The organism is Pusillimonas sp., from assembly GCF_044464525.1.
Taxonomy (GTDB): Bacteria; Pseudomonadota; Gammaproteobacteria; order Burkholderiales; family Burkholderiaceae_B; genus Pusillimonas.
The window spans coordinates 62,567-86,490 of the sequence record NZ_JBIQLE010000006.1 but is presented as its reverse complement, the minus strand read 5'-3'; the positions used below and the strand labels follow the sequence as shown (position 1 = coordinate 86,490).

Sequence of the window (23,924 nt, the reverse complement as noted above, 5' to 3'; positions counted from 1 at the left end):
GGGCTTCGTCTTGGCGGCTTAGGGGGTATCAGAAGAAAGCCTGGAGGCCCGTTTGCGCGCGGCCCAGGATCAGGGCGTGAACGTCGTGCGTGCCTTCGTAGGTGTTAACCACCTCGAGGTTGACCAGGTGACGGGCCACGCCGAACTCGTCGGAAATGCCGTTGCCGCCCAGCATGTCGCGCGCCATGCGGGCAATGTCCAGCGACTTGCCGCAGGAGTTGCGCTTCATGATGGAGGTGATTTCGACGGCGGCCGTGCCTTCGTCCTTCATGCGGCCCAGGCGCAGGCAGCCTTGCAGGCCTAGAGTGATCTCGGTTTGCATGTCGGCCAGCTTTTTCTGGATGAGCTGGTTGGCGGCCAGGGGGCGGCCGAATTGCTTGCGATCGAGCGTGTACTGGCGGGCGGTGTGCCAGCAGTCTTCGGCGGCGCCCAGGGCGCCCCAGGCGATGCCGTAGCGGGCCGAGTTCAGGCAGGTGAAGGGGCCGCGCAAGCCGCTGACGCCGGGCATCATGGCGTCGGCGGGCACTTCGACCTCGTCCATGACGATTTCGCCGGTGATCGAGGCGCGCAGGCCTACCTTGCCGTGGATGGGGGGGGCGCTAAGGCCTTTCAGGCCTTTATCCAGGATGAAGCCCCGAATCTTGCCATCGTCGTCGCCGCCGACCACCTTGGCCCACACCACGAAAACATCGGCGATGGGCGAGTTGGTGATCCACATTTTGGTGCCGCTAAGCTTGTAGCCGCCGTCAACCTTGACGGCTCGGGTTTCCATGCTGCCGGGGTCGGAACCGTGGTTGGGTTCGGTCAGGCCGAAGCAGCCGATCCATTCGCCGGTGGCCAGCTTGGGCAGGTATTTCTTTTTTTGCTCTTCGGTGCCGAACTCGTTGATGGGAACCATGACCAGGGAGGACTGCACGCTCATCATCGAGCGGTAGCCGGAATCGACACGCTCGACTTCGCGGGCGATGAGACCGTAGCATACGTAGTTAAGCCCGGCGCCGCCGTATTCTTCGGGGATGGTGGGGCCCAGCAGGCCCAGCTCGCCCATTTCGCCAAAGATGGAGGCGTCGGTTTTTTCGTTGCGGAAGGCTTCGAGCACGCGCGGCGCCAGCTTGTCTTGGGCGTAGGCCAGGGCGGCTTCGCGCACCATGCGCTCGTCTTCGGTCAGTTGCGAGTCGAGTAAAAGGGGGTCTTCCCAGTTGAAGGACGCCGACATAGTTTGCTCCGTGGAATAAGTTTAGGTTTAAACTATCATAATGTGATTTAACCGCACAGTGCAATTGATAAAAAAGCACAATATAGTGCAATTTACGAACGTAAGAGCGGATGCTGGAAGAATCATGAGGCACGGAATACCCAATCTCGGCGCATTGCAAGCCTTCGAGGCCACGGCCCGGCTGGGTTCGTTTTCGCGTGCTGCCGAAGAACTTTCGCTGACTCATAGTGCGGTATTCAGGCAGGTTGCCAGTCTTGAAGAGCGCCTGGGGGTGCAGTTGTTCACCCGCATCCGGCGGCGTATCGCCCTGACCGACGCCGGGGCTGAATACGCGGCCCGCGTGCGCCACCATCTCGATCAACTCGAGAAGGACACCTTTGGGCTGATCTCGCGGGCCGGCCTGGGCCGCAGCCTGCATATTGCGGTATTGCCCACGCTGGCCACAACCTGGCTGGTTCCCCGCCTGCCCGCTTTCCAGCGCCAGCACGACGACGTATCGGTAAGCCTGTCGGTGCGCACCCGGCCGTTCCAGTTCAATGACCATCCGTTTGACGCCGCCGTGTATCACGCCTCGCAGCTGTGGCCGGGCACCGTGGGCTTCAAGCTGTTCGACGAAAAAGAGCTTGTGCCGGTATGCACGCCCGCAGTGCGCGAGGCCATCGCACGGCATGCCGGCGGCATGGCGGGCGTGCCGCATCTGCACATGATGTCGCGTCCCGACGTTTGGCGCCTGTGGTATCGCGAACAGAAACGCGACTACCCGCCTTCGGTGGGGGCGGGGCCGCGCTACGAGCTGTTTACCATGCTGCTGGCGGCCGCCCAGGCCGGGATGGGGGTGGCGCTGGTGCCCGGTTTCCTGGCCAGGCAGGCCCTGGCCTCGAAAGCCTTGACCATGGCCGATGAAGGCGTGTTGCCGGTGGACGACGCCTATTATTTCAGCTACCCGGCCCAAGACAAGCCATCCGAGGCCTTGCTGGGCTTCGAGGCCTGGCTGCGCGCCGAGGCGGCGCTGCCTATTTGAATACGACTGTACGGTTGCCGTTGAGCAGGATGCGGTGCTCGACATGGTTGCGCACCGCGCGCGCCAGCACGAGTGATTCGACGTCGCTGCCCACACGGGTCAGTTGCCGGGCGCTCATCGAATGGTCGACGCGCTCGATGTCTTGTTCGATGATGGGGCCTTCGTCCAGATCGGACGTGACGTAATGCGCGGTGGCCCCGATGATCTTGACCCCGCGGGCATGGGCCTGGTGATAGGGACGCGCGCCCTTGAAGCTGGGCAAAAAGCTGTGGTGGATGTTGATGGCGCGCCCGGACAGCGCCTCGCAAAGTTCGGGCGACAGAATCTGCATGTAGCGGGCCAGCACCACGAGGTCGACTTCCTGCTTTTCGACAAGCTCGAGTATCTGCTGTTCTTGCCGGCTCTTGCTTTCGGCCGTGACCGGCAGGTGATGAAAAGGAATGTCGTATGAAGCCGCCATGTTCGCGAAATCATTATGGTTCGACGCGATTGCGGCGATCTGCACCGGCAGTTGCCCGCTATGAGTGCGAAACAGCAGATCGTTCAGGCAATGCCCTTGGCGACTGACCAGGATCAATAACCGCGCCTTGCGATTGGCGTCATGGATGCGCGCATCCATGCTGAAGCGCGTCGCTACAGAGGCGAAACTTTCTTCTAATGACTCGACTGTGGAGGGCAGGGGCAATTTGAAATGGACCCGCAGGAAGAATCGCTCTTCTTCGATGTCGCCGAATTGCTGTGCGTCAATGATATTGCCGTGCAGGCCGAGAAGCCAGCCCGTGACGCTGTGGACGATGCCGATGCGGTCGGGACAGGATAAAGTAAGAATGAAGTCGTTCATGGTCAAGCGTCGTGTAGCGTTGCCGAGCCGGCTGCGGCTCGGGTCAGTGATCGGACAAGGGATCGTGTGAAGGGGTCAGGTCGAAGTCGCCGGCATGGTAGACCAGCGGCTGGTGTGCAGCGTGCCCGCAGCGCTCGACCTGGCCAATGAAGATAACGTGGTCTCCCGCTTCGTGTCGGCAAAGGTTGTAGCACTCGAACCAGGCGGCGCAGTCGGCGCTGTCCAGCATAGGAACGCCGCCGGGCGAGCCGGCAAGGGTTACGCCGGCAAATCGTTCTGCCTGGGAACCGCTGGCGAACTTCCGGGCCAGGGGCAGTTGTCGAGCCGACAACACGTGGATGACGTAGCGTTCGGAGCGATCGAAATGCCCCAGCGATGCGGCCTTCTTGGTCAACGTCCAGGATACCAGCGGTGGATCAAGCGATACAGAGTTGAACGAGCTGATGGTCAGGCCGATGGGTCGCCCATCGCTCTGGTTCTGCGTCATGACGATGGTCACGCCGGTGGGGAACCTGCCGAGGGCGGAACGAAAGAAAGCAGCGTCGAAATCGGGTGCGTGTGCAGTCATAAACCGTGTTCAGGGAGCCAGGCGTGTAACTTGCCACTGGCCGAGCTCGTCGCGCTGATATACCAGCCTGTCGTGCAGGCGCGAGGGGCGGCCCTGCCAAAATTCGACCCGATCGGGCAGCAGCCGGTAGCCGCCCCAATGCGGTGGGCGGGCGGGTTTATCGCCCAGAGATTCAGCAAATTCGCGCGTACGCGTCTCGAGTTCCTTTCGGCTGATGGGCTGGCTTTGGGGCGAGGCCCATGCTCCGATGCGCGAGCCCAGCGGCCGGCTATCGAAGTATTGGTCGGATTCTTTGGCGCTGATTTTTTCCACTGGGCCTTCAAATCGCACCTGGCGTTCTAGCTGAGGCCAGAAGAACAGCAAACTGGCGTGGGGCTGCACGGCCAGGTCATGGCCTTTACGCGAGTGGTAATTGGTAAAGAACACCAGCCCCTGTTCGTCTATTCCCTTGAGCAGTACGATGCGGGCCGAGGGGCGGCCTTCGGCATCGGCGGTGGCCAGGGTCATGGCGTTGGGCTCGATGGCGTTGGCTTGAACAGCCTCGTCGAACCAGAGCGAAAACTGATTCAACGGCGAGGCCGACAGCGAGTTCTCGAGCAACACGCTTTTTTTGTAGATCTGGCGTAGATCGGCAATGGACATGGGTGAAATAACAGGGCGGGACGTTTTTTCGTCGAAAGAACTATTCTACCCGCTTGGCCGGTTTCGAGACCGGACGCATGGGTAGATCAGCTTGCTGTTGCCGAGAGAGACTTCAATTCCCGTACGAGGGCGTCCAGCTTGCGGTCGTGGATGCCGGCGTCTTCGAGCGCGTGAGCGGTCTCTAATACATATTCGATACATGAGCCGTATACGCCGTGGGCGTCGCGAACGATGGCGACGAGCTGTTCATGTGTCAGGTCGCGAACGTAGGCGTCTTGACTGCGGTCCATCACGAAAGACAGTGCCTGAACATGGCCGGACTCGCTTGCGCAGCTTAGCCATTTGGGAAGATAGGCGCCGCTGGGCATTTCGCGTACCCACAGTTGGGTGAGCGTGTGCGGGACTTCTTCCGCGGGGATGCGATAGACCATGCCGCGGCATGAGCCGCCGATGTCGAGCCCGAACACCAGGCCGGGTCGTTCGGGAGTGCCGCGATTGACGTGCGACCACAGGCATAGCGAGCGGTGATAGCCACGCAGCAGGGCTGGTCGGCTTTCGGTGAAGTTGAATTCGGGGCGCCAAATTAGGGAGCCATAGCCGTACACCCATAAATCGTCGCGACCATTCCAATGGGCGAGCGAGGCATCCAGCGAGGCTTTACGCTGCTCGTCGGTTAGCAGGCGGAAGCTGGCGCCGGATGTGGCGAATAGGGTTTCGAGCGAGTCGGAGGAAGTCACGGCAATAAAGACGGTGATGAGCGCTTGGGCTAAAAGGGCGGCCTGGCGCGTGGTCTAATGTTCAGTTCAATTGCAAACCATGATTCTATACCTTGCGTCTCGGGTCAAATCGGGGAACAAGGGCATGCAGCGATATATGGATATATCTGAAGCTGATGTGGGTGCCGGCCCAGGGCCGGACCAGGCAGACCTTGAGCGCCGATTCGGCGGGCTCGAGCGCCTCTACGGGCCGGAAACGCTACGCAAGTTGGCGGGTGCGCACGTGGCGGTGGCGGGCATCGGCGGGGTAGGGTCCTGGTGCGCGGAGGCGCTGGCGCGGTCGGGAGTGGGACGCCTGACATTGGTCGACATGGATCATGTTGCGGAGTCAAACGTCAATCGGCAGCTGCATGCGCTTACTGAAACCCTGGGGCAATCTAAAGTCAACGCGATGGCGGCGCGGGTGCGGGGCATCAACCCGCACTGTGGGCTGCATCTTATCGATGATTTCGTGACACCGGAAAATGTGGCCGATGTTTTAGCCGCGGATTTGAATGTGCTTATCGATTGTACGGATCAGGCAAGCGCGAAGATAGCGATGATTCTGGAGGCGCGGCGCCGCAAGCTGCCCATTGTGGTGTGCGGCGGGGCAGGGGGGAAGACGAACGTGCTGGCCCTGCGGGCCGGAGACTTGTCCACTGCATTGAATGATGCATTATTGGCGAAGCTGCGCAATACGCTGCGGCGTCACCATGGGTACCCGAAGGGGGCGGATGCTAATGGCAAGGCGCTGAAGCGTGTGCCTCGCATGGGGGTGCGTGCCTTGTGGTTCGATCAGCCGGCTATCTTGCCGGAGCAGTGGACGGATACTCAGCCTCGAGAGCTTGGGGGCGTGGGATTGCAGGGGTTGTCGTGCGCGGGCTATGGGTCGGCAGTGGCGATCACGGGGTCAATGGGGATGGCGGCTGCGGCTGAGGCGATTCACTTTATTGGCAATGGGAAGTTTGCGGTTTGATCGTTCTTGAGCCGGCGCGGGGTGGGGCTGTGTAAAGGGGCGCCGCTCCCTGCGGCCGGCTTTGCCGGCTTCCCTCCCACCCTGTCAATTTTGGGGCGCCCGAAAAACTCGCGGGCGGCGGACCAGTGGTCCGCCAAGCTGCCCGCTCAAACAGTTCCGGGCTTGCCTCCCCAAAATTGACAGGGTGCTCGGCTTGGTCGGACGTCGCCCCTTTACACAGCCCCACCCCGCGCCTCATGATGCCTAGAACTGTGAGAACTCACGAGTCGTTGTGACATGGTCGTTCATGGGCAGCCTTCGAGCAAGGCACCGGCCGCTCCAACCAGTACCCGCAGCGCGGGGGCGGATTTAGAACCAACGGCGCCACAAAGAGGTTAGTTAGCCTGCGCCTCGGACACTACAGATCCGGTGGTTTGCATGAACTCGGCCAGTACCGTCCCCGTATGCGACGTGTCCTTCAGTTCCATGACATGCTCCGGTGTTCCTGCCGCGACCAGGCGGCCGCCGCCGGTTCCGCCTTCCGGGCCCATGTCTACGATCCAGTCCGCTTCGGCGATTACGTCCAGGTTGTGTTCGATCACCACTACCGTGTTGCCAGCTTCGACCAGGCGGTGTAATACGTGGATCAGTTTTTCGACGTCGGCCATCGACAGACCCACTGTCGGTTCGTCCAAAACATACAAGGTATGTGGAATTCGCGAGGCTCGGCCGGTTTTTATCACCCCGTCAGTCAGCCTGGCCTTGGTGAGTTCGGTAACCAGCTTGATTCGCTGCGCCTCGCCACCCGAGAGAGTGGGCGAGGGCTGGCCCAAGGTCAGATAACCCAAGCCGACGTCCTGCATCAATCTCAAGGGGCGCCATATGCGTGAGTGCGCGGCGAAATACTCGATGGCGTCGTCCACTTCGAGCTTCAGGACCTCGCCCGCGTTCTTGTTCCCCCAGGTAACGCCGAGGGTGTCGCGATTGAAGCGTTCGCCATTGCACGCGTCGCAAGGTACTTTTACATCGGGCAGGAAGCTCATTTCTATCGTGCGCATGCCCTGGCCTTCGCAGATGGGACAGCGACCGTCGCCGGTGTTGAACGAGAAGCGCGCGGCGGTCCAGCCGCGTACTCGAGCATCGCGCGTCTCGGCAAACAGTTTGCGCACATCGTTCCAGAAGCCGACGTAGGTGGCCGGGCAGGAGCGGGGCGTCTTGCCAATGGGGGTTTGGTCGACTTCAAGCACCCGGTCGATGGGTTCCCAACCTTCGATGCCGACGCAGCCTTGCCAACTGACCTCACCCCGGGAAGCGACTGCGTGGGCGAGATTGTCCAGCAGAACATCTCGTGCCAGAGTGGATTTGCCCGAGCCCGAGACACCGGTGACGACGCTGAGGCGGCCGATGGGAATATGGGCGTCGACATTGTGCAGGTTGTGCAAGTGGGCGCCGCGTACGGTGATCATGGCCGTGTTGTCGTCAACGGGGCGGCGCGGCTGCAAGGGATGGACGAGCGGATGGCGCAGGTATTTTCCCGTCAGAGAATCCGGCGATTCCATGACTTCGTGCACCGTGCCTTGGGCGACCACGCGTCCGCCACGCACGCCTGCGCCAGGGCCGATGTCGATAACGTGCGAGGCGCGCCGTATGGTGTCTTCGTCATGCTCGACCACCACAAGCGTGTTGCCGTTCTTCTCGAGCCGGGCCAGGGCGTTGAGCAGGATGCGATTGTCACGCGGGTGCAGTCCGATGGTGGGTTCGTCCAGCACATAGCAGACGCCCTGCAGGTTTGAGCCTAGTTGGGCGGCAAGGCGAATGCGTTGTGCTTCGCCGCCCGAAAGGGTGGGTGCGGCGCGGTCAAGGGCCAGGTAGCCCAGGCCGACCTCTTGCATGAAGTCGAGCCGGCTGCGGATTTCCGTCAGGATGTCGCGGGAAATCTCTTCTTCGCGCCCGCGCGACACCAGGGCCCTGAAGAATGTGTAGGCCTCGGAAACGGACAGTGCGGCAAACTGAGCAATGGAACGGTCCCGCCACAGGAAGGCGCGGGCGACTCGGTTCAGGCGCTCGCCATCGCAGGTGGGGCAGGTGGGGGCGGGGCCGTCATACCAGGCGTTCCAGCTTGTCTCCTCGCCGGTCTGCTCTGCGTCGAATCCTTTTAATTGCAAGCCGGTGCCGAAGCAGCCCGGGCACCAGCCGTGCTTGGAGTTGTATGAGAAAAGGCGAGGATCAGGTTCGGGAAAGCTGGTTCCGCAGCAAGGGCAGGCCCGCTTGACCGAGAAGCTCAGGGTCTGCAGAGCCGAATCGTCCAGGCCGCCGGCGCGGCGCGCTTCGATTGAATCCGCTGTGTCGGCGGTAAGGCCGGGCAGGACGTTCAAGGCGCCGTGCCCATGTTCCAGCGCTTGGCGTATGGCCTGGCGTAGCTGTAGTTCATGACGCGGGTCAATCACCAGGTCGGCGATGGGCAGTTCTATGGTGTGTTCTTTGTAGCGATCAAGGCGGGGCCAGGGCGAAACAGGGATGAACTCGCCGTCCACGCGCAGATGGGTGTGGCCCTTGGAGGCCGCCCATTTTGCCAGGTCGGTGTAGTAGCCCTTGCGCGCGGTTACCAGCGGCGCCAGAAGGCCGATATGCTGGCCCTTGTAGTCTCGCAGAAGCTGGGCGGCGATCTGCTCGGCCGTCTGCGGCTGCACGGGTACGTGGCAATCGGGGCACATCTGGGTGCCAAGCTTGACATACAGCAGACGCAGGAAGTGATGGATCTCGGTCATGGTGGCGACCGTGGACTTACGGCCGCCCCGGCTGGTGCGCTGCTCGATCGCCACGGTGGGTGGGATGCCGTAGATGGCGTCGACGTCGGGCTTTCCCGCCGGCTGGACGATGGCGCGCGCGTAGGCGTTAAGCGATTCGAGATAGCGCCGTTGGCCTTCGTTGAACAAGATGTCGAATGCCAGTGTGGATTTGCCTGAGCCCGAGACGCCCGTGACGACGGTGAAGGTATTGCGGGGAATGGAAACGTCGATTCCCTTCAAGTTGTGTTCGCGCGCGTTGACGATGTCTATGCTGGGCGCCGCGTCTCGGCCCCGGCGCAATACTGATTGCAGAGGCGTGCCGCGTTCGTCGGAATAAGAGAGCGCCGGCTCAGTCACTTTGGCGGCGCGATCGGCACCGGAGGAGCCTGGGGCGGGCGATAGCACGTCGTCGGCGTACTCGCTCAACGCCCGACCGGTATACGAGGCGGGGTTGTCCATAAGCTGGCGGGGCGTTCCTACGCCAACGATGCAGCCGCCCGCGTCGCCGCCCTCCGGGCCCAGGTCTATCAGCCAGTCGGCGGCCCGAATGACGTCCAGGTTGTGCTCGATAATCAATAGCGAGTGACCGGCCGCGAGCAGCTTGCGGAAGGCGCGCATCAGGCGGGCGATGTCGTCAAAATGCAGGCCGGTCGTGGGTTCGTCGAACAGGAACAGGCTGCCCTTCTTGGCCACCTTGGCGGTGGATATGCCGCCGCGGGCGGCCGCGGCCAAGTGGCCGGCCAGCTTGAGTCGCTGTGCTTCGCCCCCGGATAGAGTCGGCACGGGTTGGCCCAGGCGGACATATTCCAGCCCAACGTCCGCCAATGGGGCCAGTCCGTACTGCACATCGCGCAGCCCATTGAAGAACTCCAGCGCTTCGCTGACGGTCATGTCCAGCACTTGGTCGATGGATGCGCTGCGGCCAAGGTGTTCGACCCGCACTTCCAGTACTTCGGGCCGGAAGCGCTTGCCGTCGCAATCGGGGCAGCGTAGGTAGACGTCGGAAAGGAATTGCATTTCGACGTGCTCGAAGCCTGTACCGCCGCAAGTGGGGCAGCGGCCGTCGCCGGTGTTGAAGCTGAAGGTGCCCGGTGTATAGCCGCGCTCTTTGGCCAGCGGCGCTTGCGCGAAAAGCTTGCGTATTGCGTCGAACGCGCCGACGAAGCTGGCGGGATTCGAGCGGGCCGTCTTGCCGATGGGAGTCTGGTCGACCATGACGACGTCGGCGATTTGCTCGGCGCCCAACAGGTGGCGATGCGCTCCCGGCGCCTCGACCGGTTTGCCCTGCTGCTTGAGCAAGGCGGGATAAAGCACATCTTGCACCAGGGTGGATTTGCCCGACCCCGATACCCCGGTCAGGCACACCAGGCGGCCCAATGGAATCGACACGGAGATGTCTTGCAGATTATTGGCGGTGACACCTTCCAGCAACAGGCGCGGCGTGTTGTCGGCTACCGGCATGGGCCGGGGCGCTTCGACGGACAGCCTGCCAGCCAGATAGTCGCCGGTAAGAGTGTGGCTGTTGCGCAGGCCTTCGGGCGTGCCATCGAAAATGATCTGGCCGCCGCGTTCGCCTGGTCCGGGGCCCACGTCCATGATGCGGTTCGCCGCCGCCATGACTTGCGGGTCGTGTTCGACGACGACCAGGGTGTTGCCATTGTCGCGCAGACGATGCATGACCTGGACTATGCGATGGATGTCCCGAGGATGTAGGCCGATGGACGGTTCGTCCAGCACGAACAGAGTATTGACCAACGAGGTGCCCAGCGCTGTGGTCAGGTTGATGCGCTGGACCTCGCCGCCCGAGAGCGTACGGCTTTGCCGGTCGAGAGACAGGTAGCCCAGGCCCACGTCGCACAGGAACTTGAGGCGGGACCGCACTTCATCCATCAGCAGGTCGATGGCGGCGTCCATTTTGTCGCCAAAGCTTAGCGTGTCAAAGAAATTGCGCACCCTTTCGATGGGAAGGCCCATCAGATCGTGGACGCTCAGGCCCGGAAGCTGGTCGAGTTGCTCACGCGTCCAATGCGCATGGACGGGCATGAACCGGGGATAGGAATTGTCCGGCGTCGCGCGCTCATCTCCCAGGCGCCACAGTGTGGTGTCGGGCTTCAGCCGCGAGCCGCCGCAGGCGGGGCAGGGCGTGTAGCTTCGATACTTGGATAGCAGGACGCGTACGTGCATCTTGTAGGCTCGCGACTCCAACCAGTCGAAAAAGCGCTGGGCGCCGTACCACTGCGTCTTCCAGGCGCGGGGACCGCCCTTCCAGTCTGGCGTGCCGCCCACCACCCATTCTTTTTCGGCCTCGCTCAAGTCGTGCCAGGGCACGTCCAGGCGCACGCCGGCCGCAGGGGCGTATTGCTCCATCTCGGTCTGGCATTCTTTATAGCTTTTCGTTTGCCATGGCTTGACGGCGCCGTCGCGCAAGGTTTTCTTTTCGTCGGGAACAACCAGGCCGTAGTCGATGCCCATCACGCGGCCAAAACCCCGGCAAGCCTCGCAGGCGCCCAAAGGAGAGTTGAAGGAAAATGCGCTGGGCTGGGCCTGGGTATATTCGATATTGCAGTGTGCGCAATGCAGTTGGTTGCTGAAGCGCCATGCCGTCTCGGTGTCGCTGTCTGGCTGTGAAGCGTAGATGGTCAGGTGGCCGTTGCCTTGTTTCAGCGCCGCATCCAGCGCTTCCATGACGCGCTCGGACTCGGCATTGCCGAAGCGGAAGCGATCCTGAATTACGTGCAGCACACGCAGTTTTTCGGGCTGGGCCGCAGCCTTGGAGCCGCTCTTGCCCCGTTTCTTTGCTGGGGCCTGGGCCGGCGCACGCACACTTTCTTCGTGATGGATGCGCGTATAACCCTGCTGGTTCAGGTAGCCGACCACTTCATCTTCGGTAAAGTTGGCGGGTATCGTCACTGGAAACGTGATGGCCAGTCGCGGATCGTCGGCCTGGGTCAGTTCGGTGAGCCGCGCAAATATCGACTGGGGGCTGTCTCGCTCGACCTGGCGGCCGCAGCATTGGCAGTACAGCCGGCCCAGTCGCGCGTACAGCAGCTTGAGGTGATCGTTGAGCTCTGACATGGTGCCGACCGTGCTGCGCGAATTGCGCACCGGGTTGACCTGATCGATGGCGATGGCCGGCAATATGCCCTCGATGCGGTCCACCTGAGGCTTGTCCATGCGGTCGAGGAACTGGCGGGCGTAGGGCGAAAAGGTTTCCACGTAGCGCCGCTGGCCTTCGGCATAGAGTGTGTCGAAGGCCAGAGAACTCTTGCCCGAGCCCGACACGCCGGTCAGGACGGTAAGTTCGCCCGTGTTGATGGTGACATCGAGGTTCTTGAGGTTGTTCTGGCGCGCGCCGAAAATGCGAATATGTGAACTCATGACGATATGGTATGACTTTCGCGCCCGGATTGCCTTGGAGCAAGACATTTTGAGGAAAGTACCGGTGTACGATAGAATGAGGGGTTATTCCAGAAGTTTATTTTACGGGAGCTGTCAATGGCAGAAATCAAACGGACGCGGCGCAATACGCTAGAGCGTCGGTGCTTGGGCAAGGCCTTTAAGCGCCTTTTTGTGAACTCGCCCAAGGGTGTTTTCAAAATGCTCGAGAAAGTGAAGCGCGCTTAATCTGTGTCTTCATGTTGCAAAGGCAAAAAAACCATGAGTTTTCCGCTCATGGTTTTTTTTTGGCCTATCATGAGTTCATGCATGCGGACGGGCATGAGCAAATTGACGATGCATAACGAAAACAATTATGTCCTCTCGACGCCATCTTTTCACCGTACTTACTCCAACATACAACCGTGCCCATACACTGGCGCGGGTGTACGACTCTCTGGCTGAGCAAACCTTCCAGGATTTCGAATGGCTGGTGGTCGACGACGGGTCTACTGACAACACGCGCGAGCTTGTCATGGGCTGGCAGCAGCGGGCCAGTTTCCCCATACGCTACGAGTGGCAGCCGAATGCGCATAAAAAAGCAGCGTTCAATCGGGGCGTGCGGGAAGCGCGCGGCGAACTGATTGTGGCGCTCGACAGTGACGATAGCCTCGACATGAACGCACTCTATGTCATGGCGCAGGCATGGAGCGCGATGGAGCCTTCCGAGCGGTCGACTTTCGTAGCCATTACCGGCTTGTGCGCCCGCCCCGACGGGCACATCGTGGGCGACATGTTTCCTGCCGACGTCTTCGATACCACGGCCATCGACATGTCTTTCAAGCATCACGTCAAGGGCGAGAAGTTCGGCTGCATGCGCACCGACGTGCTAAGGCGCTTTCCCTTTCCCGAGGATATTCCCGGCTTTGTTCCCGAAAGCCTGGTGTGGCGCGCCATGGCGCGTGCGGGCTATCGCACCCGATTCCTCAATCAGGTCTTTCGCGTGTATTTCGAAAGCGGCGGCGAAAGTGGCGATACGCTTACACACCACAGCCGTGAGACAGGCGGTGCGCCTCATGCGCAAGGCTTATGGCTGCTGGCGCGCGATACCGTCGTCGAGTGCCTGCCCTGGTTTCGCTATCGGCCGCAAGAATTCCTGGCTGCAGCCGCCCGCTATACCCGCTTTGCGCTGCACGTAAAACGAAACGGCCAGCAGCTTCCACGTGGACGCTCTTTATCCGGTTTGCGCAGTCGGCTGCTGGTTGCGTTGATGTGGCCGGTCGGCGCGGCGCTTTACTTGCGGGATATCCGGGCTTCACGGCCGCAGGCCTTGGGCGTGAAGGCCCGAGCCGGGCGGCATTGAAGCGGGGCGCGCAGTGTACGCGCCAAGCCGTGGTTCCTGTAAATTAAGGCCGCATCCGGCGGGCAGCCATATTTAGTGCAGGGTGGGAGGCAGCCCGGACGGTTCCGGGTTTATGCCATCGTCGATTTCGTTGTCGTCGTCAAGGGGCGGCGGCTCATTACCCAGCGCGAATGGGAGCATGGTGCCCAGGTCGTCGCTCCAGGCCACTTCGTCGCCTTCTTCGTCAACCTTGATGAAGCGAACGCCCTCGATGTCGGATAGCTGGATGGCCCATAGATATCTGCACTGATAGACCTCGTCCTTTGCCATGTTGAGGCCGCCTTTATTGCCGACGATGCGTGAGCCAGGGCCGCCTACCTGCACGGTTACCAGTTCGCGCGCGTCTTCGTTGGTTTCGAGCGGAACAGCAAACAGCACCCATTCGAACCCGGTTTCGCCGGCGTCAACCACTTCTGCCAGTACCGGCTTGCCCATGTAGGCGCTTAGCGCGTCGGCCGTGCGGCCCAGCATGTCGAGCTCGTCGGGGGTGAAAATGAGGGGAGTGTCTTGGTCGGGTATGGACATGATGGTCGGAGTTTGAAAGCGGCTTTCATTTTAGTCCATGTCGGCTTTATTCCGGGACTCGGCCTACAATCTGTCTTTTCCAAGCATATCCAATCAAACTGAAGTCATGGCCCAATACGTCTTTACAATGAATCGGGTCGGCAAGATCGTGCCTCCCAAGCGGCAAATCCTGCGCGACATCTCTCTATCCTTTTTTCCCGGCGCCAAGATCGGCGTCCTGGGCTTGAATGGCGCGGGCAAATCGACCTTGCTGCGCATCATGGCAGGCGTAGACCGCGAGATCGAAGGCGAAGCCATTCCGATGCCCGGCATCAAAATCGGCTATCTCGAGCAAGAACCCGTGCTTAATGCCGAGCACACGGTGCGAGAATCCGTCGAAGAAGGCCTGGGGGAACTGGTTTCAGCCCGCAAGCGGCTGGACGAAGTGTACGCCGCCTATGCCGAGCCGGACGCGGATTTCGACGCCCTGGCGGCCGAGCAGGCCGAGCTCGAGGCTGTCATCGCCGCCGCTGCTTCCAGTGGATCAGACGATATTGAACATCAAATGGACATTGCCGCCGATGCGCTGCGGCTGCCGCCGTGGGAAGCCGTGGTCGGTAATTTGTCGGGGGGCGAGAAAAGGCGGGTGGCGTTGTGCCGCCTGTTGCTGGCCAAACCCGACATGTTGCTGCTGGACGAGCCCACCAACCACCTGGATGCAGAAAGTGTCGAATGGCTCGAAGTGTTCCTGCGCAAGTTTCCCGGCACGGTCGTGGCGGTTACCCACGACCGCTATTTCCTCGACAATGCCGCCGACTGGATTCTTGAACTTGACCGCGGTCACGGCATTCCCTGGAAGGGCAATTACACCTCGTGGCTTGAGCAGAAAGAACAGCGTCTCAAGCAAGAAGAAGCCGCCGAATCGGCCCGCCAACGCACCATCGCAAAAGAACTCGAGTGGGTAAGGCAAAACCCCAAGGGACGCCAGGCCAAAGCCAAGGCCAGGTTGTCCCGATTCGAAGAGCTTTCATCGCACGACTACCAGAAGCGCAATGAAACACAGGAAATCTTCATTCCGGTGGCCGAGCGTCTGGGCAATGAGGTGATCGAGTTCCAGAACGTGTCCAAGGGCTTCGGTGACCGGCTGTTGATCGACGATCTCAGCTTCCGGGTGCCTGCCGGGGCCATTGTCGGCATCATCGGCGCCAACGGCGCGGGAAAGTCCACTTTGTTTCGCATGATTGCGGGCAAAGACCAGCCCGATTCGGGCGAGGTCAAGATCGGCCAGACGGTGCAGCTCGCCTACGTGGATCAATCGCGCGAGTCGCTGCCCGACGAAAAAACCGTATTCGAGGCCCTGTCTGACGGTGCCGACCTGATCACCATCGGCAAATTTGAAATGTCGTCGCGAGCCTACCTGGGCCGCTTCAACTTCAAGGGCGGAGACCAGAACAAGCGGGTGGGCAATTTGTCGGGTGGAGAGCGCGGTCGTTTCCACCTGGCCAAAACGCTTATTTCGGGCGGCAACGTGTTGCTGCTGGACGAGCCTTCCAACGACTTGGACGTTGAAACCCTGCGCGCCCTCGAAGACGCTTTGCTCGAATTCGCCGGTACGGTCATGGTAATCAGCCACGACCGTTGGTTTCTCGATCGCATCGCCACTCATATCCTGGCTTTCGAGGGAGACTCACAGGTGGTGTTCTTCGATGGCAACTATCAAGAATACGAGGCTGACAAACGCGAACGCCTGGGCGAGGAAGCCGCCAAGCCGCGGCGTTTACGCTACAAAGCCTTGAAGTAGTGTTGGTTACAGTTGTCAGTTTTTTGTAAGTGATCACAAGGTGAAATCACCGCGCGATGCGAATATTTACCGACCGGTGTCTCATGACAGAGGCCTTGCGCGGTCGGGCGATTGTTTAGCGTTGATTTGAGTCTTTAAGCGTTGCCTCGAGGCGGCCAATCTACTTAAGGCGGTTGTATCTACTCAAGGCGGTCATTCCCGTCGTGGTCGTCTCGTGCCTGGGCAAGCTAATTGCTGGTTTCCTGAAATAGACTTGGGCGCGCGCCCTGATACAGCATTTTCTGATGCTAACAATTGGGCTTTTCCAAAGGCGTCAAACCGGTTAAGGTGAATCCAAGACTGTTAAAAAACGGGAGTACACACATGAAAGCGCATCAATTTACCAAGTGGGCGGCCATTGGCTTGGTGGCGATAGCCACTGCGGGATGTTCCTCTTGGGACAACATGAGCGGTCGCCAGAAAAGCACTGTCACTGGGGCGGGCGTTGGTGGTGTTGCCGGCGCGGTGATCTCCAACGGCGGCGTGCTTGGCACGGTCGGCGGCGCCGCAATCGGCGGTGTCATCGGCGACCAGATAGGTAAAAACCGGTAAATGCCAAGCGGCTAACGGATACTCAGGCGCCAGAACGACGAATCACGTAATAATAGTTGGTCGTCTGCGACGCGCTGCACAGAAGGCGATCAGGTGCTGTAGCGATTTTTTTAGCGCTTCGGCGTGCAAGTCGCCTTCCAGGAACGTACGTTGCCGTTCTTTTGCCATGGCAAGAAGGCCGCTGACTTTGTCGCGGCCTTCTGGCGTAATGCACACCCAGGTTGTGCGTCGATCACCCGGAGCCTTTGTGGTTAGGACGTCACCGCTTGTCACGAGCCGCTGGATGAGCCGGGTTAGTGACGGTAGCGGGATTAGAGTTAGCTCGGCTATCTGTGACATCGCCATATTGTCGACATCATGCAGCGTAGCCAGAACGCGCCAATGTAGAACAGGCAGGCCGGCGCGAGTAATGTCTTCATTGAATTCGGCCGATACTGCAGCGCTCGCGCGAGCTAAAAGTGCGGCCAGATACTCATCGAAAAAATGCCCGGTGAACATCTCGGCATACATTTTCTCTACTTCTTTGTCGCTGGGCCGTGGATAAGCGGGTACTGAGAACGGCAGTTTCGATGGCCGACGGGCGCGTTGCCTTGTCTTGGGGGCGGGAACTATGGGTTGTTCAGGAGAATCCATGCGTTTATTTTGCCTTAAGTCGAGATCTCGTATTTAGCGGTGTGCTGATTTGCGAGCAAGGAATGCCAGGCCTTTGTCCAGACTAAATCCAATCAACGACATAATGATAATGGGCACGAACATATCGGCGCTGCGAAAACTACGGGACGCCGACACCAGCACATGGCCCAAACCATTGGTAGAGGCCAGCATTTCTGCAAGCAGGACGACGATGCAAGCGATAACCGCGCCGATTCTTATCCCTGTGAGGACAGCGGGCAAGCACGCCGGCAGAACAATTTTATATACGCTGCTTAAGCGGGTAGTGCCCATCGACGAGGCAGACCAAAGCAGTTTGGAATCCATTAACCGTACGGCTTGAAAAGTGGCGATCAGAATCGGAAACAATGCGTCGATAGCGACCAAGGCTATTTTTGGAGCATGATCGAAACCCAGGGTCAACAACAGTGCCGGGTAGAGCGCAATTTTAGGCAATGGGGCAAGTATGCCGATCACGATTTCCAGTATTTTCGACGTGGGTCGGTACATCGAAGCCATAATGCCAACGACTACGCCGATAACGATGGCCAAGGTCAGCCCGGCCGCCAAGCGTTGCAGTGTGGTGCCTAGTTGCGTGAGCAGATAGGGGTCAGTTAAAAATACAAAAAACCGTGAGGCAATGGTCGAAACCGACGGCAGCAGCGCCGGCGGAATGGCCTCCATGCGACACGCGGCCTCCCAAATAGCCAGTACCGTGAATATCGAGATTAGGCCCAGCCAGCGTGGGGGGGAGGTTGCGGCTTCGTTCATCGCGAGGCTGCCCAGTGAGTAAGACGGCGAAGCGGCCAGGCGAGCAGGCGATCCAGAGCCAGGCCGACGATACCAAGTAACACGATCAGCGCATACATATCCACGTTCTGCCCCATGTCGAAATACACGAACAGCAGGCTGCCGACGCCGTCGGTGCGAGCGATCATCTCGGCGGTTACCATCACAATCAATCCCATCATGATGCCGGTGCGGCTGCCGGCGGCTATGTCAGGCAGCGTCGCGGGAAGAATGACGCGCCGGAGACAAGTTATGGAATTGCTGCCCATGGAATTTGCCGCCCAGATAAGTTTTTGGTTGACTCGTCTTGACCCGTCGGCGGTGTGGTAAATAATGGGAAGGGTAGCGGTGGTGGCGATCACGAATACTTGCGATATGTCGCCGGCGCCGAACCACAGCATCACGATGGGCAGAACGGCGGCCTTGGGTATGGGGTAGCTTAGGGCCAGCAGCGGTTCGATAAGGCCTCGCGCCAGTGTAGAGCGACCGATTGCAAGGCCCACCACAATGCCCCCGGCCAGGGCGCAAACGAAGCTGATGACCAAGCGTTGCAAGCTGGCCAACAGGGCAAGCCAGAGCTCCGCATTGCCCAGCATTTCTATGAGTCTTGGTACGACCTTGAGCGGACTGGGGAGATAGTCGGCCTGGACAAGCCATGAGGCGCCCTGCCAAAAGCCGAATAAAATTGCAGTGGTCAACACATAATAGAAGACGAGCTCGGCAGAGAGATAAGTACGCAGTGAATCACGCATGGGCATGCATATGCATCATGATGTTGCCAAGCGCGATAACATGGTCTTGATAGACTTGGTTGCGCAGCAACTCTTGACGCACCCGTGGGCGGGGCAGATCGATGGCAACGTTGCTATGTACTCGTCCGGGTGAGCGGTCGAGCACGACAACCCGATCCGAAAGATAGACTGCTTCATCCACGCTGTGTGTGATAAACACTACGGTTTTGCGCTGAGAATCGTGGATTCGTAATAACTCGTCTTGCAATACGCTGCGAGTGTAGGCATCGAGGGCTCCGAAAGGTTCGTCCATCAAGAGAATGCGTGGGTCATAGGCCAAGGTGCGGGCGATCGCGACTCGCTGTCGCATACCCCCCGACAATTGGCCTGGATAAAAATCAGCGAAACTATCGAGGTGAACGAGCGACAGCATCTCGTCGATCGCAGGGTTCGCTTCTTTGCGGCTCATGCCTCCCTCAAGCAAGCCGTAGGCGATATTGGCGCGAACGGTCATCCACGGGAAGAGCGCCGCATCCTGGAATACCACTCCTCGGTCGCGGCCCGGGCCAGCTATCGGAGTGTCTCCGGCCAGGATTGTGCCGGAACTTACCGGTATGAAGCCGCCGATCATGTACAGCAATGTGCTTTTTCCACAGCCGCTGGGACCCAGAACCGAGATGAACTCGCCTTCGTTGACGTCCAGGTTAATGTTGTCGAGGGCGACGAATGTGTTGGCCGGGCCCGGAAACTGTTTGCCGACCCGTGCCAGGGACAGTGCCGGCGCTGGATTAGCGCCGATTGATGTCGCGTTCATTGTGCCTCCGGCTGAGTGGTCAAACTGATTTGTGGCCGGATATACGCTTTGGCGTCCAGCTTTTTATCCAAAAAGCCGTTGGCATGGAAAATATCAAAACTCTGTTGCAAGGAGTCGATATCGATCGCACCGTCGGGGTAGCGCTGATAATCTTTGTCCGTAAACATAAAGCTTTTCAGCACCGGCTCGGGCAGTTTGACGGTTTTTGAGATCAGTTTTATCGAAGCCTCTTTATCGGACGAGAATCTGCTGGAGGCTGAAGCAAAATCCTTGGCGTATTGGGCGGCGGCATCGGGGTGCTCATCGACGAACCGCTTGCTGCAGACTTCGATCAGGTTTAGCAACGTGGTCTGTACATCGCGTTGCGCACCCAGCTTACGTAGCCCGCCGGCTTCTTCAGCGCGCGATGCAAAAGGTTGAACCAGAATGATGGCGTCAACCCTACCCTGCCGTAAGGCGGTTTCTGCAAGAGGGAAGGGAATCTCTGCAATATTGACGCCCCGTTGCGGGTCGATGCCGTTCTGCTTGAGCCACATGCGAGTGAACGCATCCAATTGGGAGCCTATGGTATTGACCGCTACTGTTTTTCCTTTCAGGTCTTGTATCGTTTTTATCGGCGAGTCTTCTTTAACCGCCCAGTAACTGGTAAACGAAGTAGGAGATTCGCCGATTGTCGCGCCGATCAGTACGGGCTGAAGCCCGGCGGCAATAATGCCTTGGGCGAGTGTCAATGGGGCGCTGATGCCGCAATCGGCTGTGCCGACTATCAAGGCTTGCGACACAGTGGCCGTACCTTGCAGATGTAGCCACTCTATCTTGTAGTCGCGCCCGATAGCTGGAAAATATTCGGGGTGTTCGCGCATAAGCAATTTGGCTTCGTCTCCTGGCGCGTTGAAGGCAACCTTGATTGTGGGGATGGGTTGTGCAGAGGCGGAAACTGCGGCGCCAGCCAGCACAGCCGATGCAAGTACTGTTTGAATCAAGCCCATGATTTGTCTCCTGGATGTTGTGGTGTGGGGCCATGACGAAAAAACGGGGGCGTGTCACATGGCCGCGCTAACGGTGATTTCAACGCGCACGTTGGGGTGTCCCAGCGTGACGCCGCATGTGGCGCGCGCCGGTGGGTTCTCTGGATCGATCCAGCGCTCCCATACGGCGTTCATAAGCTCGAACTCAGCGACGTCGGCCAACCAGATTTGGGCTGTCAAAAGCTTGGATCGATCAGTTCCCGCCTCGGTAAGCAACTCATCAATGCGTGCCAGTACTTCAGCCGTTTGCGCTTCGATCGGGGGGCACTCTTCCAAATACCTCGAATGTACCTGTCCGGATAAGTAGACGATGTCTTGATGCACAACGATCTGGCTCATACGGGGGTTGAGTTGTTTGCGGGTAATGGCGGACATTGGACACTCCTTCAGGACGTGGGGTTGCAGATAACGTTAAGTAATACCTGTCGACGTTCCCGACGGGCTATTTGAATTGCGTGGGTGAGACTGTCATGCAACTGCTGTCGCGTTTCGACCCTTTCGGCATAAGCGCCACAGGCGGAAGCCACGCCTTCGTAAGAAGGTTGCGGATGAAAACTGGCCAGAGGGATGTCAGACGTTTTTGCCGCCAGTCCGTTGGGATATACGCTTTCAACGGCACGGCTTACAGCGGCGTATCCGGCGTTGTTAACGACAATCGTGATTATGGGTAATTGTTCGGCTTGTGCCAGGTAGTGGCACGATACGGGATTGCCGAAAATATAAGAGCCGTCTCCTACAACAGCGATTACCGTTTTGTCTAGGGCGGCCATTTGTACGCCAATCGCCGCTGCGACTGTCCAACCCAGTGCGCCCGAGATACCCGCGCTAAAAAATGTGCCAGCTTTGGTAAGGCCCAGTGATTCCAGCTGGAGCCCGTACTCGTTCAGCACGATCATGTCGTTGTCGATCAACCTGCCCAGGCTGGCGCTGAGTTCGGCAGCGTCGATCCGGTCGTCTGGGGCCGGACATGTGGCGGCAGGGTTCGAGTCGGCACGATGTATCGCTTCAGACTGTGCTTGCTCTCGACGTCGCGCCATCGATGACGTGTCGATATTGCATTTTCTACGCAAAGATTCTGCCATCATGCGAAGCGCTGCCGCGGGCCGTCCGGTAATGCTGCTGTCAACAGGAAATGACCGAACCGGGATTCGTGCATAAAGCGGATCGACGCCGATATGAACGATACGTGCGTGAGCATGCGGGGCGACTGTGCGAGGAATCCAGGGCACTTCGCAATCGAGCACAATCACCAGGTCTGCTTCGGCGACCAGGCCCGATGGATCGAAGCCTGCGTGGAAAGGGTGTTTGCTCGACAGGTTGACGGCGCGAGGGTAATGCTCGACGACCGGAACGGCGGCCTGTTCGGCAAACTGCGCCAAGATCTCCGGAATCGACGGGTCTCGTCCTGCGGACGACGTAACGATGACCGGGTGGTCAGACTCAAGCAGCCAGTCGGTAACATGCTCGATCGCGTCGTGGTCGGGTGCCGCGCCATGGGAACCAGTGCGCCTCCGCCCGGGTATAGCCTTGAAAGCAGGGTTGCCGGACAGGACCTCACGGGGCAAAGTCAGGTAGACCGGGCCGCAGGGCTCTGAGAGTGCTATATCCAGTGCGCGATCGAGAATATCTTCAATGTTTTGCCCCTCGCGTAATTCATGATCCCACTTGGTGTATTCGCGCAGCATGCCGGCTTGGTCAAAGGTGTCGGTGCCCCAATGCACTACGACATCTCTGGAGCCGATATGGCCCTGTTCGGTGGAAGGAGTGCGGCCGGCGAACAAAAGCAGCGGGATGCGTTCACGAGCTGCAGTCATTACGGCCGAGAGCGTGTTGGCCGTTCCAACAGTGTGATGCACACCGACCACCTGTGGCTGACCATCGACGAGGTGGGCTCCGTGAGCGACGGTGACCGCAGTGTGTTCGTGAGGAACGTTGATGAAACGCGGCATGGCCGCGTTGTGCTGGCGGCCTAGAAGCTCGGCTTCTATCAAAGGAGCGAAGTCGGTGCCGGCGTTGGCAAAGATATGACGCACTCCTCTTTCGGAAAGTCCGGTGAGAAACCGATATGCGACAGAATTTGGAGCAGTGCTGACCATGGCCATCTTTCTATTTTGTAAAAATGAAAATGTTTTTTATGTTTTAAATCAGCTTACTGTATAAAATTAATTTCTAGTCATTATGGATTTCCCTAGTTTTCACCCGTGCGTCGGTTTTGCGGGTAAGGAATACAAGACGTAAAAAAGCCGGCCCATGGGCCGGCTTTTAAGCTATTTACTTCTCGGGGTGTTCAGGTTGTGGCGTCAGCGCCCGGCTGCGGCATCTCTATCTTGACTTCCAGCACTTCAAGCGAGTTTTGACGGTCGAGATTGACCTTGATGTCGTCGGGGCTGATCTTCACGTAGCGTGAGATGACTTCGACAAGTTCTTTCTGCAACTGAGGCAGGTAGTCGGGACCGTTGCCCGTGCCGCGTTCGTTAATAAGTATGAGCTGCAGGCGGTCTTTGGCCACGCTGGCCGAGGTTTTCTTTTGTCCGAGTAAGAAAGACAGGAACGACATATTACTTGCCTCCGAAAAGGCGCTTGAACAGGCCCGGTTTCTCGTAGTCGACAAAGCGCAGGGGAATTTCTTCGCCCAAGTAGCGCGCCACGACGTCTTTATAGGCCACGGCGACATCGCTCTCGCGGATGTGGATGGCCGGGATACCCTGATTGGAGGCCTGCAACACGGATTCGGATTCTGGGATGACGCCGATCAGTTTGATGCGCAGGATGTCCTCCACGTCTTGCAGCGACAGCATTTCGCCGTCGGCCACGCGCTTGGGATGGTAGCGGGTAAGCAGCAGATACTCTTTAATGGGTTCTTGGCTGCTGACCGCCCGATGAGACTTGGCCGACAGTATGCCCAGTATACGGTCTGAATCTCGAACCGAAGACACTTCGGGGTTGGTGACCACAATGGCGTCGTCGGCAAAGTACGAGGCCATGAGCGCGCCGGTTTCAATGCCTGCGGGCGAGTCGCACACAATGTACTCGAACCCCATTTCCTTAAGATCGTTAAGCGTTTTTTCGACGCCTTCCTGGGTCAGCGCCTCTTTGTCGCGCGTTTGAGACGCCGGCAGGATAAAGAGGTTCTCGAGCTGTTTGTCGCGGATCAGCGCTTGGTTGAGGGTAGCTTCGCCCTGGATGACGTTGACGAAGTCGTAAACGACCCGGCGTTCACAACCCATGATCAGGTCGAGATTGCGCAGCCCGACGTCAAAATCAATGACAACGGTTTTGTGGCCGCGCATGGCCAGACCGGCCGAAAAGCTGGCGCTGGTGGTGGTTTTTCCCACACCGCCTTTTCCGGATGTCACCACAACGATGCGTGTCATGATGGTTGAGTTCCTCTAGTTATAAATCCCGTAATCGTAAAGCAAAACTGCGTCCGATTGCCGTGACTTGGCGTTAA

General features: G+C 59.2%; 21 protein-coding genes. 5 read left to right on the top strand and 16 right to left on the bottom strand.

The genetic code is table 11. From position 1 onward, the window contains the following. Nucleotides 1-28: 28 nt before the first annotated feature. Nucleotides 29-1,216, bottom strand: coding sequence for an acyl-CoA dehydrogenase (locus ACIY1O_RS05200; RefSeq protein WP_397474023.1), 1,188 nt, complete (start codon nucleotides 1,214-1,216; stop codon nucleotides 29-31). A 124-nt stretch (nucleotides 1,217-1,340) separates the two neighbouring features. Here ACIY1O_RS05200 and ACIY1O_RS05195 point away from each other — a divergent pair, with 124 nt between their 5' ends. Beyond that, the gene (locus ACIY1O_RS05195) at nucleotides 1,341-2,237 is read left to right on the top strand and encodes a LysR substrate-binding domain-containing protein (protein WP_397474022.1); all 897 of its coding nucleotides are present in this window, start codon (nucleotides 1,341-1,343) and stop codon (nucleotides 2,235-2,237) included. Here the strand turns inward: ACIY1O_RS05195 and purU are convergent. The 4 genes from purU to ACIY1O_RS05175 all read right to left on the bottom strand — a co-directional run bounded on the left by purU (nucleotide 2,230) and on the right by ACIY1O_RS05175 (nucleotide 5,025). After that, nucleotides 2,230-3,084 (bottom strand): formyltetrahydrofolate deformylase, encoded by an 855-nt coding sequence (gene purU, locus ACIY1O_RS05190; protein WP_397474021.1) that lies wholly within the window; start codon nucleotides 3,082-3,084, stop codon nucleotides 2,230-2,232. The two genes, ACIY1O_RS05195 and purU, sit on opposite strands and share 8 nt — an antisense overlap. 37 nt (nucleotides 3,085-3,121) lie before the next feature. Next, on the bottom strand, nucleotides 3,122-3,646 hold the full coding sequence (locus tag ACIY1O_RS05185) for a flavin reductase family protein (protein ID WP_397474020.1): 525 nt from the start codon (nucleotides 3,644-3,646) through the stop codon (nucleotides 3,122-3,124). Between the two features lie 9 nt (nucleotides 3,647-3,655). Further along, nucleotides 3,656-4,288 carry a pyridoxamine 5'-phosphate oxidase gene (gene pdxH, locus ACIY1O_RS05180; RefSeq protein WP_397474019.1) on the bottom strand — a complete coding sequence of 211 codons (633 nt, stop codon included), beginning with the start codon at nucleotides 4,286-4,288 and terminating at the stop codon, nucleotides 3,656-3,658. An 86-nt stretch (nucleotides 4,289-4,374) separates the two neighbouring features. Beyond that, complete coding sequence (locus ACIY1O_RS05175; protein ID WP_397474018.1) at nucleotides 4,375-5,025, bottom strand: gamma-glutamylcyclotransferase; 651 nt, start codon at nucleotides 5,023-5,025, stop codon at nucleotides 4,375-4,377. Between the two features lie 136 nt (nucleotides 5,026-5,161). On the opposite strand from ACIY1O_RS05175, the gene ACIY1O_RS05170 reads away from it, so the two are divergent. Then, nucleotides 5,162-6,019 carry a tRNA threonylcarbamoyladenosine dehydratase gene (locus ACIY1O_RS05170; protein ID WP_397474017.1) on the top strand — a complete coding sequence of 286 codons (858 nt, stop codon included), beginning with the start codon at nucleotides 5,162-5,164 and terminating at the stop codon, nucleotides 6,017-6,019. Nucleotides 6,020-6,393: 374 nt separating this feature from the next. Here ACIY1O_RS05170 and uvrA read toward each other — a convergent pair whose 3' ends face one another. Further along, entirely contained in the window at nucleotides 6,394-12,165 is a 5,772-nt protein-coding gene (gene uvrA, locus ACIY1O_RS05165) for an excinuclease ABC subunit UvrA (RefSeq protein WP_397474016.1), read from the bottom strand. Nucleotides 12,166-12,538: 373 nt separating this feature from the next. On the opposite strand from uvrA, the gene ACIY1O_RS05160 reads away from it, so the two are divergent. Then, nucleotides 12,539-13,525 carry a glycosyltransferase family 2 protein gene (locus ACIY1O_RS05160; RefSeq protein WP_397474015.1) on the top strand — a complete coding sequence of 329 codons (987 nt, stop codon included), beginning with the start codon at nucleotides 12,539-12,541 and terminating at the stop codon, nucleotides 13,523-13,525. A gap of 72 nt (nucleotides 13,526-13,597) precedes the next feature. Here ACIY1O_RS05160 and ACIY1O_RS05155 read toward each other — a convergent pair whose 3' ends face one another. Next, nucleotides 13,598-14,089: a hypothetical protein gene (locus ACIY1O_RS05155; RefSeq protein WP_397474014.1), complete on the bottom strand. Its 492-nt coding sequence runs from the start codon at nucleotides 14,087-14,089 to the stop codon at nucleotides 13,598-13,600. A 106-nt stretch (nucleotides 14,090-14,195) separates the two neighbouring features. Between ACIY1O_RS05155 and ettA the strand changes: the two genes are divergently transcribed. Both ettA and ACIY1O_RS05145 read left to right on the top strand, forming a co-directional pair. Further along, a complete protein-coding gene (gene ettA, locus ACIY1O_RS05150; protein WP_397474013.1) occupies nucleotides 14,196-15,869 on the top strand; it encodes an energy-dependent translational throttle protein EttA in 1,674 nt (557 codons plus the stop codon). Between the two features lie 363 nt (nucleotides 15,870-16,232). Next, the gene (locus ACIY1O_RS05145) at nucleotides 16,233-16,460 is read left to right on the top strand and encodes a glycine zipper 2TM domain-containing protein (RefSeq protein ID WP_397474012.1); all 228 of its coding nucleotides are present in this window, start codon (nucleotides 16,233-16,235) and stop codon (nucleotides 16,458-16,460) included. Nucleotides 16,461-16,502: 42 nt separating this feature from the next. Here ACIY1O_RS05145 and ACIY1O_RS05140 read toward each other — a convergent pair whose 3' ends face one another. The 9 genes from ACIY1O_RS05140 to minD all read right to left on the bottom strand — a co-directional run bounded on the left by ACIY1O_RS05140 (nucleotide 16,503) and on the right by minD (nucleotide 23,847). Continuing rightward, on the bottom strand, nucleotides 16,503-17,093 hold the full coding sequence (locus tag ACIY1O_RS05140) for a MarR family winged helix-turn-helix transcriptional regulator (RefSeq protein ID WP_397474011.1): 591 nt from the start codon (nucleotides 17,091-17,093) through the stop codon (nucleotides 16,503-16,505). 33 nt (nucleotides 17,094-17,126) lie between these two features. Next, on the bottom strand, nucleotides 17,127-17,882 hold the full coding sequence (locus ACIY1O_RS05135; protein WP_397474010.1) for an ABC transporter permease: 756 nt from the start codon (nucleotides 17,880-17,882) through the stop codon (nucleotides 17,127-17,129). Next, complete coding sequence (locus ACIY1O_RS05130; RefSeq protein WP_397474009.1) at nucleotides 17,879-18,652, bottom strand: ABC transporter permease; 774 nt, start codon at nucleotides 18,650-18,652, stop codon at nucleotides 17,879-17,881. The genes ACIY1O_RS05135 and ACIY1O_RS05130 overlap by 4 nt, the downstream gene beginning before the upstream one ends. Continuing rightward, on the bottom strand, nucleotides 18,645-19,445 hold the full coding sequence (locus ACIY1O_RS05125) for an ABC transporter ATP-binding protein (protein ID WP_397474008.1): 801 nt from the start codon (nucleotides 19,443-19,445) through the stop codon (nucleotides 18,645-18,647). Before ACIY1O_RS05125 ends, ACIY1O_RS05130 begins: the two co-directional genes overlap by 8 nt. Further along, nucleotides 19,442-20,434: an ABC transporter substrate-binding protein gene (locus ACIY1O_RS05120; protein ID WP_397474007.1), complete on the bottom strand. Its 993-nt coding sequence runs from the start codon at nucleotides 20,432-20,434 to the stop codon at nucleotides 19,442-19,444. Before ACIY1O_RS05120 ends, ACIY1O_RS05125 begins: the two co-directional genes overlap by 4 nt. Before the next feature lie 54 nt (nucleotides 20,435-20,488). Next, complete coding sequence (locus tag ACIY1O_RS05115) at nucleotides 20,489-20,848, bottom strand: RidA family protein (protein WP_397474006.1); 360 nt, start codon at nucleotides 20,846-20,848, stop codon at nucleotides 20,489-20,491. Nucleotides 20,849-20,859: 11 nt separating this feature from the next. Next, nucleotides 20,860-22,569: a thiamine pyrophosphate-requiring protein gene (locus ACIY1O_RS05110; RefSeq protein ID WP_397474005.1), complete on the bottom strand. Its 1,710-nt coding sequence runs from the start codon at nucleotides 22,567-22,569 to the stop codon at nucleotides 20,860-20,862. Between the two features lie 191 nt (nucleotides 22,570-22,760). Beyond that, nucleotides 22,761-23,030 carry a cell division topological specificity factor MinE gene (gene minE / locus ACIY1O_RS05105; protein WP_397474004.1) on the bottom strand — a complete coding sequence of 90 codons (270 nt, stop codon included), beginning with the start codon at nucleotides 23,028-23,030 and terminating at the stop codon, nucleotides 22,761-22,763. 1 nt (nucleotide 23,031) lies between these two features. Beyond that, on the bottom strand, nucleotides 23,032-23,847 hold the full coding sequence (gene minD, locus ACIY1O_RS05100; RefSeq protein WP_397474003.1) for a septum site-determining protein MinD: 816 nt from the start codon (nucleotides 23,845-23,847) through the stop codon (nucleotides 23,032-23,034). Between the last annotated feature and the right edge of the window lie 77 nt (nucleotides 23,848-23,924).